The sequence below is a fragment of the Achromobacter sp. RTa genome, assembly GCF_000757485.1.
Lineage (GTDB): Bacteria > Pseudomonadota > Gammaproteobacteria > Burkholderiales > Burkholderiaceae_B > Achromobacter.
Genome location: NZ_JPYO01000041.1, coordinates 417,356 through 429,298 on the forward strand (window position 1 = coordinate 417,356; position 11,943 = coordinate 429,298).

Sequence of the window (11,943 nt, forward strand, 5' to 3'; positions counted from 1 at the left end):
TGTAACAACTGGTATGCGGCGTCAGGAGGTCAGGTCGATGAGCTGGCGCACGTCCTTGGTCAAGGCCTCGATGCTGTCGGTATCGGACGCCAGCAGGCGCGCCTTGCCGTCTTTGTCGAAAATGTACACGCCGCGGCTATGGGTGACCTCGTACATATCCGCGTCGTCGCCGGGGCGGGGCTTCTCGATCTGGTAAGCCACGCGGTAGCGGCGCGCCAGGTCCGCGATCTGCTTCTCATCGCCCGTCACGCCGATGGCATTGTTGTTGAAGGCGTTGACATAGGCCTGCAGGATATCGGGCGTGTCGCGATGGGGATCCACGCTGACGAACAGAATGCGCACGTCGCGGGCCTTGTCGCCCAGGTTTTGCAGCACGGCCGTCAGCTGCGCCATGGTGGTGGGGCAGATGTCGGGGCAACTTGCGTAGCCGAAGAACAACAGCACGGTCTTGCCCTTCAGGTCGTCGCTGCTGATCGTCTTGCCGCCCGCGCCGGACAGCGAGAACTTCAGGTCGGGCAGATGCCCCTTCACGTTGTAGAGCGTCCAATCGACGTTCCTGTCACCGCAGGCGGCAAGAAACACGCACAGAGCCAGCAGCAGGCCGCGCCATGCGCGGCTGGAAATGAGGTGTTGCATGGGTCCAAAGGCCGGTAGGGGATAAACCTTTCGATTCTACCCGCAAGCCGGGCGCGGAAACGGGAACGGCCCGCGCGGGGCGGGCCGTTCGATGCAAGCGCGGCGGGGGCGGCTCAGGCGGGTGTCATGCCGCTATGGCGCAGCAAGGCATCGATGCGCGGGGCGCGTCCGCGGGAGGCGGCGAAGGATTCGGCCGCGGGGCGCGAACCGCCCACCGCCAGCACCTCGCGGCGAAAGCGCGCGCCCGTGGCCGGATCGAGGGTTCCCAGCGCGTTGCCGGCCTGCAGGGCCGCTGCCTCTTCGAAGGCTTCATAGGCATCGGCCGACAGCACTTCCGCCCACTTGTAGCTGTAATAGCCCGCGCCGTAGCCGCCCGCGAACAGGTGCGAGAAGGCGTGCGGCAGGCGGTGCCAGGCCGGCGGGAACAGCACGGCCACTTCCTTGCGCACTTCCTGCAGCAGCTCCAGCACCTCGCCGATGGAGGCGCCCTTGGCGCGGTCGTGCATCAGCATGTCGAACAGCGCGAACTCGATCTGGCGCACCGTCTGCATGCCGCTCTGGTAGTTGCGCGCGGCGACCAGGCGGTCGTAGAGCGCGCGCGGCAGCGGTTCGCCCGTGTCCACGTGGGCGGACAGCTTCTGCACCACGGCCCATTCCCAGCAGAAATTCTCCATGAACTGCGACGGCAGTTCGATGGCGTCCCATTCCACGCTGGCGAAGGCCGCGGCGCCCGGCTCGTCCACCTCGGACAGCAGCGCATGCAGGGCATGGCCGGTCTCGTGGAACAGCGTGATGACGTCGTCGTGGGTCAGGACGGCGGCGCGGTCGCCGTTGGGGCGCGAGAAGTTGCAGGTGAGGTAGGCGATGGGCGTCTGCACCTGGCCGCCTACGACGCGGCGCGTGCGTTCGCTGTCGACCCAGGCGCCGCTTTGCTTGCCGGAGCGGGCGTACAGGTCCAGGTAGAGGTAGCCGATGAGCTTGCCGTCGGGGCTTTCCACGCGCACGCCGCGCACGTCGCCGTGCCACGACGACACGGGCGTTTCCGCCAGGCGCACGTCGAACAGGGTCTCGATGACTTCGAACAGGCCCGCCAGCACCCGCGGTTCGGTGAAATACTGCTTCACTTCGTCCTCGGAATAGGCGTAGCGCGACTCGCGCAGGCGCTCCGAGGCGTAGGGCACGTCCCAGGGCTGCAGTTCGTCCAGGCCGAGCTCGGCAGCGGCATAGGCCTTCAATTCGGCCAGGTCGCGCTGGGCGTAGGGCTTGGCGCGCGCGGCCAGGTCGCGCAGGAAAACAGTGACTTCCTGCGCATCGCGGGCCATGCGGGTCTGCAGGCGCAAGGCCGCGAAGGTGCCCAGGCCAAGCAGGCCGGACTCTTCGGCGCGCAGCGCCAGCAGTTCTTCGATCAGGGGGGAGTTGTCGAATTTGGCGTCGCCCTGTTCGGAGGCCACCGTGCCATAGCCGCGATACAGCGCCTCGCGCAGCGCGCGATCCTGGGAGTACTGCATGACGGGCAGGTAGCAGGGCATCTTCAGCGTGAGCTTCCAGCCCGGTTTGCCGTCTTCCTCGGCGGCGGCGCGGGCGGCCGCCCGCACGTCGGCGGGGATGCCGGCCAGGCGGGCCTCGTCCTCGACCAGCAGCGACCAGGCGTCGATCGAATCCAGCACGTTTTCGGAGAATTTCTGCGAAGCCTGGGCCTCGCGGTCGGAAATGGCGGCATAGCGCTCGCGGTCGGCGCCTTGCAGTTCAACGCCGCTCAGGCGGAAATCACGCAGGGCCATTTCCACGATGCGGCGGCGCACCGGCGTCCAGGAAGCGAAATCCGGGGAGGCGGCCAGGCGCTGGTACTGCTTGTACAGGCCTTCGTGCAGGCCGACCCAGGTGGAGAATTCGGTCACCAGGGGCAGGGCGGCGTTGTACGCCTCGCGCAGCTCCGGAGTGTTGACCACGGCATTCAGGTGGCCGGCCACCGACCAGGCGCGCCACAGGCGTTCCGAAGCGGTATCCAGCGGTTCCACCACGGCTTCCCACGTGGGCGCGAGCTTGGAATCGGCCGCGGCGTCGACGGCCTGGCGGGCGACGCCCAGCAGCTCCTCGACGGCGGGCACGATGTGCGCGGGTTTGACGGCCGCGTAATCGACCAGATCGGAAACGGGAGCAAGCAGGGGATTTTGAGACATGGCGGTACCGGCAGGAATGATGGCGGGCAATGGATAAGAATCAGGTAGGGGCAAAATACCCGAATGCAAGGTCGACGGCATAAGCGCCTGGCGCCTTGGCGATGCAGATGTCTGGCGCCTGGGCGATGCAGGTGCCAGATACCCCGGCGATGTAAGTATCTGACACCCCGGCGATGCAAGTGTCTGACACCCCGGCGATGCAAGTGTCTGACACCTCGGCGATGCAAGTGTCTGACACCCTTACGGAATGACCGTCAAGCTGTAGGAAGCGCCCCGGGGTGTCAGACACCCGGGAACGCCTCAACAATGCGACGATCGTCTCCTCGGGTGTCTGACACAAGCGCCAGGCGCGAAAAGGCGGCTTCAGGAAGCGGCGGCCCGTTCCGCCGCTTCGACGGTGTTGACCAGCAGCATGGCGATGGTCATGGGGCCCACGCCGCCCGGGACGGGCGTGATGGCGCCGGCCACTTCCTTGGCGGAGGCGAAGTCCACGTCGCCGCAGAGCTTGCCGTCCGCGCCGCGGTTGATGCCCACGTCGATGACGACGGCGCCGGGCTTGATCATCGAGCCGTCGATCATGCCGGGCTTGCCGGTGGCGACCACCAGCACGTCGGCGCGGCGGGTCTGCGCCGCCAGGTCGCGCGTCTTGGAATTGCAGATGGTGATGGTGGCGCCCGCCTGCAGCAGCAGCATCGCCATGGGCTTGCCGACGATGTTGCTGGCGCCCACGATCACGGCTTCGGCGCCACGCAGCGCCACGCCTTCCGATTCCAGCATCTTCATCACGCCGTAGGGCGTGCAGGGGCGGAACAGGGGCTGGCCGGTCATGAGCAGGCCGGCGTTGCTGATGTGGAAGCCGTCCACGTCCTTCTCGGCCGCGATGGCTTCGATGACCTTGTGGGAGTCCATGTGCTTGGGCAGCGGTAGTTGCACCAGGATGCCGTGGATGGACGGATCCCGGTTCAGCTCGCCGATGCGGGCCAGCAGGTCGGCCTCGGTCATGTCGGCGGGGTACTGCTCCTTCACGGAGTGCAGGCCGGCCTTTTCGCAGGCGGCGACCTTGTTGCGTACGTAAACCTGGGAGGCGGGGTCTTCGCCCACCAGCACCACGGCCAGGCCGGGGCGGGTTCCCTTGGCGGCCAGGGCGGAAACGCGCTGGGCGACTTCTTCGCGTATGCGCTGCGACAGGGCGGCGCCGTCAATGATTCTTGCGGTCATGCGGAAACCTCCGCGCTGCGCGCTTCGGTATTCGCCTTGGGATCGGCCCGGCGGCTCATGCATGCGCCTCCGGCTTGGCCAGGGCCACTTTCATCAAATCTGCAACGGTGGTCACTTCGAGTTTTTCCATGATATTGGCGCGGTGCGCCTCGACGGTCTTGATGCTGATGCCCAGGTCGTCGGCGATCTGCTTGTTCAAGCGGCCGGCGACGATGCGCTCCAGCACTTGCTGCTCGCGCGCGGTCAGGCGCGCCAGCATGGCTTCGTGGTCTTTCTGGGCCTGGTGCTTGCTGACGCGCTGCGTCGCCTGCTCCAGCATGCGCGCCACGATTTCGCGCAGGTCCGATTCATTGAACGGCTTTTCCAGGAAGTCGACCGCGCCCTTCTTCATGGTCGACACGGCCATGGGCACGTCGCCGTGGCCGGTGATGAACACGATGGGCAACGGGGCATTGCGGGCGATCAGCTGTTCCTGCAGTTCCAGGCCGCTCATGCCGGGCATGCGCACGTCGGCGATCAGCACGCCGACCTGGCTGGCGTCGTAGTCTTCCAGGAAGGATTCGCCGCTGGCATAGGCGCGCACGCGGTAGCCGTTGGCTTCCAATAGCCAGCGCAGCGAATCGCGTACCGCTTCGTCGTCGTCAACAATGAATACCGTGCTCGACAGGTGGGGCGTGTTCATGCGTGCAACTCCTCTGACTGATCGTTCTGGGCCTGCGTCTGGGTCGCAGCGCAGGGCAGGGTAAAGCGAAAGATGGTACCGCCGGCGGGGTTGGGGTCTGCCCACAGGCGGCCGTGGTGCGATTCAATAATGGTACGGCAGATATTCAGCCCCATGCCCAGGCCCTGGGTCTTGGTGCTGAAGAAGGGTTCGAACAGGCGCTCGGGCTCGGCCAGGCCATGGCCGCGGTCGACCACGGCCACCTCGATGTGCTGGTCGTGCAGGATCACCGCGACCTTGAGCTCGTCGGACTCGCTCTTTTCCATCGCCTCCAGCCCGTTCTTGAGCAGGTTCAGCAGCACCTGCTCGATCAGGATGGGGTCGGCCAGCACGTCGGGGGCGTTCGAGGGCACGAAGCTGTCGATGCGGATGCGGCGCTTGCGCGCGTCGATCTCGGCGAAGCCGATGGCGTTGTCCACGATGCGGCCGATCGCCACCCGTTGGCGGCGCGGTTCGCTGCGCTTCACGAATTCGCGGATGCGGCTGATGATCTTGCCCGCGCGCTCGGCCTGCGACGCGGCCTTTTCCAGGGCGGGCAGCAGCATGTTGGGGCTGGTGTGGCCGGCCTTGACCAGGGCCACGGCGCCCATGCTGTAGTTGGCGATGGCGGTGAGCGGCTGGTTCAGTTCGTGCGCCAGCGACGAGGCCATTTCGCCCATCGTGGTGAGGCGGCTGGTGAGCTGGATCTTTTCCTGCTGCACGCGGGAGGCCTCTTCGTGGACCCGGCGTTCGGTGATGTCGCGCGCCACCTGCATGCGCACGCGGCGGCCGTCGGTCCAGGCCAGCATGCGGTGGTGCACTTCGAACCAGCGCTGCACGGAGGGCGCGAAGACCTCCACGGATTCGTCGGTGAAGCGGCCGCGGCGGCCGGCCAGCAGCTCGTCGTGGCCGCCCGTCTGCGCGCCGAACACGCGCCGGTAAGTGCGGTTGGCGAACAGCAGTTCGAGGCCGTCGTGGGTGTCGGCGGTAACCGAAATGGCGTCGTCCAGGCCTTCCAGCACCGTCATGAAACGCTCGTGCGCGGCGGTCAGGGCCTCGCGGATGCGCTTGGGCTCGGTGATGTCGGTCATGGACGTCATCCAGCCGATCTGGTTGCCGTTGGGGTCCAGCAGGGGCGACACGTACATGCGCGCCGTGAAGCGCGAGCCGTCGCGGCGCTGCGCTTCGACTTCCAGGCCGCTGCTGGGCGTCTTGCCCGACATCAGCACGTCCAGCGTGTGCTGGTGCTGCTCGTGGCGGCCCGGCACCCAGTAGGGGAAGGGGGGGCTGCGGCCGATCAGGTCGGCCTCGTTCCAGCCGATCATGCGGCAGAACGCCGGATTCACATAGGCGATGCGGCCTTCCATGTCGAGCACGCGCATGCCGGTGGACATGGAGTTTTCCATGGCCCGGCGAAAACCGGTCTCGGCGATCAGGGCGGCCTCGGCGGACGAGCGGAAGCGGGTGTACCGCCACAGCATCAGCAGGCTGATGACGATCACGCAGGACAGCGCCAGCACAACCCAGATAAGGCGCTGCTGGCGCATTTCCTGGTCGATCGTGACGAACATGACGCTGTCGTCGTGGATGCGCTGCAACCAGAAGAACACCGCCATCACACAGATATAGAGGATCAGCACCATCGCTGGCGTAACCCAGTACACGCCTCGCCGGCGAGTGCGGGCGTGGTCGTGGAACGGCGTAGGAATATTTGACTTGGGCGCGCTGGACATGGAATTCGGGCCGGATAGACCGCGCATTTTAGTGCGTGTTGGGGGGGAATTGCCGGGAATCGGCACCTCCTTTTAGAGGGGCCCTCCAAAAGTATTAGAAAAGGATGGGCGTTGTGCGTTCAGCTTTCGGTCAATTTTTCGTATTATGAAATGCCGTACCGCAACATGAAATTTTCCTTGCGACCGGTTACTCTTCTTTCTTAGAATGCCGGCTGATAGGGAACCGACCCAAGCAGGTCTCTAGAACACCCCGACCCATGCATGCATGGTAGCCCGGATGATCCCGGCTACCATGCAGTGTCCGCGAGTAGATGAATAAGCGGGTGTGGTCACGAACGAAACCATACAGGAGACACACGATGTCCTCTTTCGCCCAGGCTGGCGCCGTGCAGGCTGCCAACGACGAAGACACCCTTGAAACCCAGGAGTGGCTCGAAGCCCTGGCGGCAGTCCTTGACCGTGAAGGACCGCAGCGCGCCCACTATCTGCTCGAACGCCTGATCGATGAGGCGCGCCGCTCCGGCGCCCACATCCCGTTCTCGCCGAACACCGCCTACGTCAACACCATTCCCCCCGGCCTGGAGCCGGCGCACCCGGGCAACCTGGAGCTGGAAGCCCGCATCCGCTCGTACGTGCGCTGGAACGCCATGGCCATGGTGGTCAAGGCCAACAAGCACAACCCGCCCGATGGCGGCGACCTGGGCGGCCACATCGCCTCTTTCGCCTCGCTGGCCACCATGATCGGCTGCGGCCAGAACCACTTCTGGCACGCGGAAGACGAAAGCCACGGCGGCGACCTGGTCTACTTCCAGGGCCACACCTCGCCGGGCATGTACGGCCGCGCCTATCTGGAAGGCCGTCTGACCGAAGACCAACTGAACCATTTCCGCCAGGAAGTGGACGGCAAAGGCCTGTCCTCGTACCCGCACCCGAAGCTGATGCCGGATTTCTGGCAATTCCCGACGGTGTCGATGGGCCTGGGCCCGCTGATGGCGATCTACCAGGCGCGTTTCCTGAAGTACCTGCATGCCCGCGGCATCGCCGACACGAGCAAGCGCAAGGTCTGGGTATTCTGCGGCGACGGTGAAATGGACGAGCCGGAATCGCTGGGCGCTATCGCGCTCGCGGCCCGCGAGAAGCTGGACAACCTGATCTTCGTGATCAACTGCAACCTGCAGCGCCTGGACGGCCCGGTGCGCGGCAACGGCAAGATCATCCAGGAACTGGAAGGCGACTTCCGCGGCTCCGGCTGGAACGTGATCAAGCTGATCTGGGGCGGCTACTGGGATCCGCTGCTGGCGCACGACAAGGAAGGCATCCTGCGCCAGATCATGGAAGACACCGTGGACGGCGAGTACCAGGCGTACAAGGCCAACGACGGCAAGTTCGTCCGCGAGCATTTCTTCGGCAAGCACCCTAAGCTGCTGGAAGCCGTGTCGCGCATGAGCGACGAAGACATCTGGCGCCTGAACCGCGGCGGCCATGACCCGCACAAGGTGTTCGCGGCGTTCGACGCGGCCACCAAGCACGAAGGCCAGCCCACCGTGATCCTGGCCAAGACCATCAAGGGCTATGGCATGGGCCACGTCGGCCAGGCCAAGAACCCGACCCACCAGCAGAAGAAGCTGGAGCTGGATTCCATCCGCGAATTCCGCGACCGTTTCGCGATCCCGATCCCGGACGACCAGCTGGCCGACCTGCCGTACTTCAAGCCGGCGGACGACTCCCCCGAAATGAAGTACCTGCACGAGCGCCGCGCCGCGCTGGGCGGCTATCTGCCGCATCGCCGCGCCAAGGCCGACGAGCAGCTCAAGGCCCCGGCGCTGGAAGCCTTCAAGGCCGTGCTGGAGCCCACCGCCGAAGGCCGTGAAATCTCCACCACCCAGGCCTTCGTGCGCATCCTGAACCAGATCCTGCGCGACAAGGAACTGGGTCCGCGCGTCGTGCCGATCCTGGCCGACGAATCGCGCACCTTCGGCATGGAAGGCCTGTTCCGCCAGATCGGCATCTACGCGCCGGAAGGCCAGAAGTACACGCCGGTCGACAAGGACCAGGTCATGTACTACAAGGAAGCGGCCGACGGCCAGCTCCTGCAGGAAGGCATCAACGAAGCGGGCGCCATGAGCTCGTGGATCGCGGCGGCCACGTCGTACTCCTCGAACAACCGCATCATGATCCCGTTCTTCATCTACTACTCGATGTTCGGGTTCCAGCGCATCGGCGACCTGGCCTGGGCCGCCGGCGACATGCAGGCGCGCGGCTTTCTGCTGGGCGGCACCGCCGGGCGCACGACGCTCAACGGCGAAGGCCTGCAGCACGAAGACGGCCACAGCCACATCCTGGCCTCGACGATCCCGAACTGCGTCTCGTACGACCCGACGTTCGGCCACGAGCTGGCCGTGATCGTCCAGCATGGCCTGAAGCGCATGGTGGAAGACCAGGAAAACGTCTACTACTACCTGACGGTGATGAACGAGAACTACCCGCAGCCCGGTCTGACCCAGGGCGACGAGGAAGGCATCATCAAGGGCATGTACAAGCTCAAGTCGCACGGCAAGGGCAAGAACCGCGTCCAGCTGATGGGTTCGGGCACCATCCTGCGCGAAGTCATGGCTGCCCAGGAACTGCTGGAAGCCGATTGGGGCGTGGCCTCGGACCTGTGGAGCGTCACCAGCTTCACCGAGCTGCGCCGCAACGGCCTGGACGCCGAGCGCCACAACATGCTGCACCCCGAAGAGAAGAAGCCGCAGGTGGCTTACGTCACGGAGCAGCTGGCCAAGACGGAAGGCCCGATCATCGCGTCGACCGACTACATGAAGCTGTTCGCCGATCAGATCCGTCCGTTCGTGCCCAAGGGCCGCGAATACAAGGTGCTGGGCACCGACGGTTTCGGCCGTTCGGACTTCCGTTCGAAGCTGCGCGAGCACTTCGAGGTGGACCGCCATTTCGTCGTGATCGCCGCGCTGCGCGCGCTGGCCGATGAGGGCAAGGTGCCTGCCGCCAAGGTGGCCGAGGCCATCAAGAAGTACGGCATCAACCCGAACAAAGCCAACCCGCAATACGCCTGAGGGTAAAGAGACATGAGCAACGTCGTGCAAATCAAGGTCCCCGATATTGGCGACTTCAAGGAAGTGGAAGTCATCGAGGTTCTGGTGGCGGTGGGCGACACGATCAAGGCCGAGCAAAGCCTGATCACCGTCGAATCCGACAAGGCCTCGATGGAGATCCCGGCCTCGCAGGGCGGGGTGGTGAAGTCCATCAACGTGAAGGTGGGCGACAAGGTCGCCGAAGGCACGGTCGTGCTGGAAGTGGAAGCCGCGGGTGAATCCCAGGCGTCCGACACCCAAGCCAAGGCGCCTCAGGAGCAGGTGTCTGACACCCAAGCCAAGCCAGCGCCCCAAGCCGCCGCCAGCCAGGTGTCTGACACCCAGAAGAAAACCGAAGCCCCTCCCGCCTCGACCTTCAAAGGCTCCGCCGACGCCGAATACGACATGCTGGTCCTGGGCGCTGGCCCCGGCGGCTATTCCGCCGCCTTCCGCGCCGCCGACCTGGGCCTGTCCGTGGTCCTGGTCGAACGCTACGACACCCTGGGCGGCGTCTGCCTGAACGTGGGTTGCATCCCGTCCAAGGCGCTGCTGCACAATGCCGCCATCATCGACGAAGCCCGCGAGCTGGCCGCCCACGGCATCAGCTTCGGCGAGCCCAAGATCGACCTGGACAAGCTGCGCGGCTACAAGGACAGCGTGGTCGCCAAGCTGACCGGCGGCCTGGCCGGCATGGCCCGTGCGCGCAAAGTCACCGTGGTGCACGGCGTGGGCGAATTCGCCGACCCCAACCACCTGACGGTCAAGGCGGCCGACGGCAAGAGCCAGACCATCCGCTTCAAGCAGGCCATCATTGCCGCCGGCAGTCAGTCGGTGAAGCTGCCGTTCCTGCCGCAGGACGACCGCATCGTCGATTCGACCGGTGCCTTGCTGCTGCGCGAGATCCCCAAGAAGATGCTGATCATCGGCGGAGGCATCATCGGCCTGGAAATGGGCACGGTGTATTCCACGCTGGGCGCGCGCCTGGATGTCGTGGAAATGCTGGACGGCCTGATGCAGGGCGCCGACCGCGACCTGGTCAAGGTATGGCAGAAGAAGAACGCCGGCCGTTTCGACAACATCATGTTGAAGACCAAGACGGTGGGCGCGGAAGCCAAAAAGGACGGCATCTACGTCAGCTTCGAGGGCGAAGGCGCGCCCAAGGAACCCCAGCGCTACGACCTGGTGCTGCAGGCCGTGGGCCGCAGCCCCAACGGCAAGAAGATCGGCGCCGACCGCGCGGGCATCGCCGTGACCGACCGCGGCTTCATCGAGGTCGATCGCCAGATGCGCACCAACGTGCCGCACATCTACGCCATCGGCGACATCGTCGGCCAGCCCATGCTGGCGCACAAGGCGGTGCATGAAGGCCACGTGGCGGCGGAAGCCGCAGCCGGCCAGAAGTCGTTCTTCGACGCGCGCGTCATCCCGTCGGTGGCCTACACCGATCCGGAAGTGGCGTGGGTCGGCCTGACCGAGGACGAAGCCAAGAAGCAGGGCATCAAGGTCGAGAAAGGCGTGTTCCCCTGGGCCGCCTCCGGCCGCGCCATCGCCAATGGCCGCGACGAAGGCTTCACCAAGCTGATTTTCGACGCGGAAACGCATCGCATCCTGGGCGGCGGCATCGTGGGCACCCACGCCGGCGACCTGATCAGCGAACTGTGCCTGGCCGTGGAAATGGGCGCCGACGTCGTCGACATCGCCAAGACCATCCACCCGCACCCGACCCTGGGCGAATCGGTGGGCATGGCCGCGGAAGTGGCGGAAGGCGTCTGCACCGACCTGCCGCCGATGAAGAAGAAGTAAACGCCGGGCGGCCCGCCGCCCGACGCAAAGCAAAAGCGCCGGCCCTGTTCATTCAGGAGCCGGCGCTTTTTTTCGAGCTGCCGAAGCAGCAAGCTTCGATGTCAGTATGCCGTATGCCCGGCGCGGAACAGCCTTTCGGAAGCGTCCGCGACGGACGCCCGCAATCAGGCGTGGGTATCGATGCGCGAACCCAGCGTGGCATCCACGGCCAGCACGGGCAGCGACTGCATCAGCGTCAGGGCGGTATCCGCCTGCGCATTCAACGCCTTCTTCAGCACGCGGGCCTGGATCTCCTGGTTGAGATTCACGTCCTGCAAAGCCAGTGCGGTATTGACGGTGCTGCTGATCGTAGCGTCCATGTTCAGGCGTTCCCAATGCGTAAAAACCGGCACAAACCGGGTTGCGGCATTATTGCGCAGACTTGCAGTTCGATGCAAAACATTCCTGGTGAAAGCTTTATTGCCGCAGTGTCTGACACCCCAGGAGACACCCCGGCAAGCCGAAACGCCTTCTCCGGGTGTCAGACACAAATCTGTTGCCCCCGTGTCTGACACCCCAGGAGACACCCCGGCAAGCCGAAACGCCTT

At 65.3% G+C, this 11,943-nt stretch carries 8 protein-coding genes; 2 read left to right on the forward strand and 6 right to left on the reverse strand.

What is annotated here, in order from left to right:
- Positions 1-21 precede the first annotated feature (21 nt).
- The 5 genes from JL37_RS17565 to JL37_RS17590 form a co-directional block, all read right to left on the reverse strand.
- Positions 22-636 carry an SCO family protein gene (locus JL37_RS17565; RefSeq protein WP_043545728.1) on the reverse strand — a complete coding sequence of 205 codons (615 nt, stop codon included), beginning with the start codon at positions 634-636 and terminating at the stop codon, positions 22-24.
- A 113-nt stretch (positions 637-749) separates the two neighbouring features.
- A complete protein-coding gene (locus JL37_RS17570; RefSeq protein WP_043545858.1) occupies positions 750-2,816 on the reverse strand; it encodes a M3 family metallopeptidase in 2,067 nt (688 codons plus the stop codon).
- A gap of 363 nt (positions 2,817-3,179) precedes the next feature.
- Positions 3,180-4,034: a bifunctional methylenetetrahydrofolate dehydrogenase/methenyltetrahydrofolate cyclohydrolase FolD gene (gene folD, locus JL37_RS17580; protein ID WP_043545859.1), complete on the reverse strand. Its 855-nt coding sequence runs from the start codon at positions 4,032-4,034 to the stop codon at positions 3,180-3,182.
- Positions 4,035-4,089: 55 nt separating this feature from the next.
- Positions 4,090-4,716, reverse strand: a complete 627-nt coding sequence (locus JL37_RS17585) for a response regulator transcription factor (RefSeq protein ID WP_043545730.1) — start codon at positions 4,714-4,716, stop codon at positions 4,090-4,092.
- Positions 4,713-6,467 (reverse strand): PAS domain S-box protein, encoded by a 1,755-nt coding sequence (locus JL37_RS17590; RefSeq protein ID WP_043545732.1) that lies wholly within the window; start codon positions 6,465-6,467, stop codon positions 4,713-4,715. Before JL37_RS17590 ends, JL37_RS17585 begins: the two co-directional genes overlap by 4 nt.
- 359 nt (positions 6,468-6,826) lie before the next feature.
- Here JL37_RS17590 and aceE point away from each other — a divergent pair, with 359 nt between their 5' ends.
- Both aceE and lpdA read left to right on the forward strand, forming a co-directional pair.
- Positions 6,827-9,535: a pyruvate dehydrogenase (acetyl-transferring), homodimeric type gene (gene aceE, locus JL37_RS17595; RefSeq protein ID WP_043545740.1), complete on the forward strand. Its 2,709-nt coding sequence runs from the start codon at positions 6,827-6,829 to the stop codon at positions 9,533-9,535.
- 12 nt (positions 9,536-9,547) lie between these two features.
- Positions 9,548-11,356: a dihydrolipoyl dehydrogenase gene (lpdA, locus tag JL37_RS17600; protein ID WP_043545741.1), complete on the forward strand. Its 1,809-nt coding sequence runs from the start codon at positions 9,548-9,550 to the stop codon at positions 11,354-11,356.
- 164 nt (positions 11,357-11,520) lie between these two features.
- Here lpdA and JL37_RS17605 read toward each other — a convergent pair whose 3' ends face one another.
- Positions 11,521-11,715, reverse strand: coding sequence for a YjfB family protein (locus JL37_RS17605; protein WP_043545742.1), 195 nt, complete (start codon positions 11,713-11,715; stop codon positions 11,521-11,523).
- Between the last annotated feature and the right edge of the window lie 228 nt (positions 11,716-11,943).

What these genes read in the sequence shown, in the direction of transcription:
- folD (WP_043545859.1), bottom strand. Translation starts at nt 4,034, where the DNA reads ATGACCGCAAGAATCATTGACGGCGCCGCCCTGTCGCAGCGCATACGC.
- JL37_RS17590 (WP_043545732.1), bottom strand. Translation starts at nt 6,467, where the DNA reads ATGTCCAGCGCGCCCAAGTCAAATATTCCTACGCCGTTCCACGACCAC.
- JL37_RS17570 (WP_043545858.1), bottom strand. Translation starts at nt 2,816, where the DNA reads ATGTCTCAAAATCCCCTGCTTGCTCCCGTTTCCGATCTGGTCGATTAC.
- aceE (WP_043545740.1), top strand. Translation starts at nt 6,827, where the DNA reads ATGTCCTCTTTCGCCCAGGCTGGCGCCGTGCAGGCTGCCAACGACGAA.
- JL37_RS17585 (WP_043545730.1), bottom strand. Translation starts at nt 4,716, where the DNA reads ATGAACACGCCCCACCTGTCGAGCACGGTATTCATTGTTGACGACGAC.
- JL37_RS17565 (WP_043545728.1), bottom strand. Translation starts at nt 636, where the DNA reads ATGCAACACCTCATTTCCAGCCGCGCATGGCGCGGCCTGCTGCTGGCT.
- JL37_RS17605 (WP_043545742.1), bottom strand. Translation starts at nt 11,715, where the DNA reads ATGGACGCTACGATCAGCAGCACCGTCAATACCGCACTGGCTTTGCAG.
- lpdA (WP_043545741.1), top strand. Translation starts at nt 9,548, where the DNA reads ATGAGCAACGTCGTGCAAATCAAGGTCCCCGATATTGGCGACTTCAAG.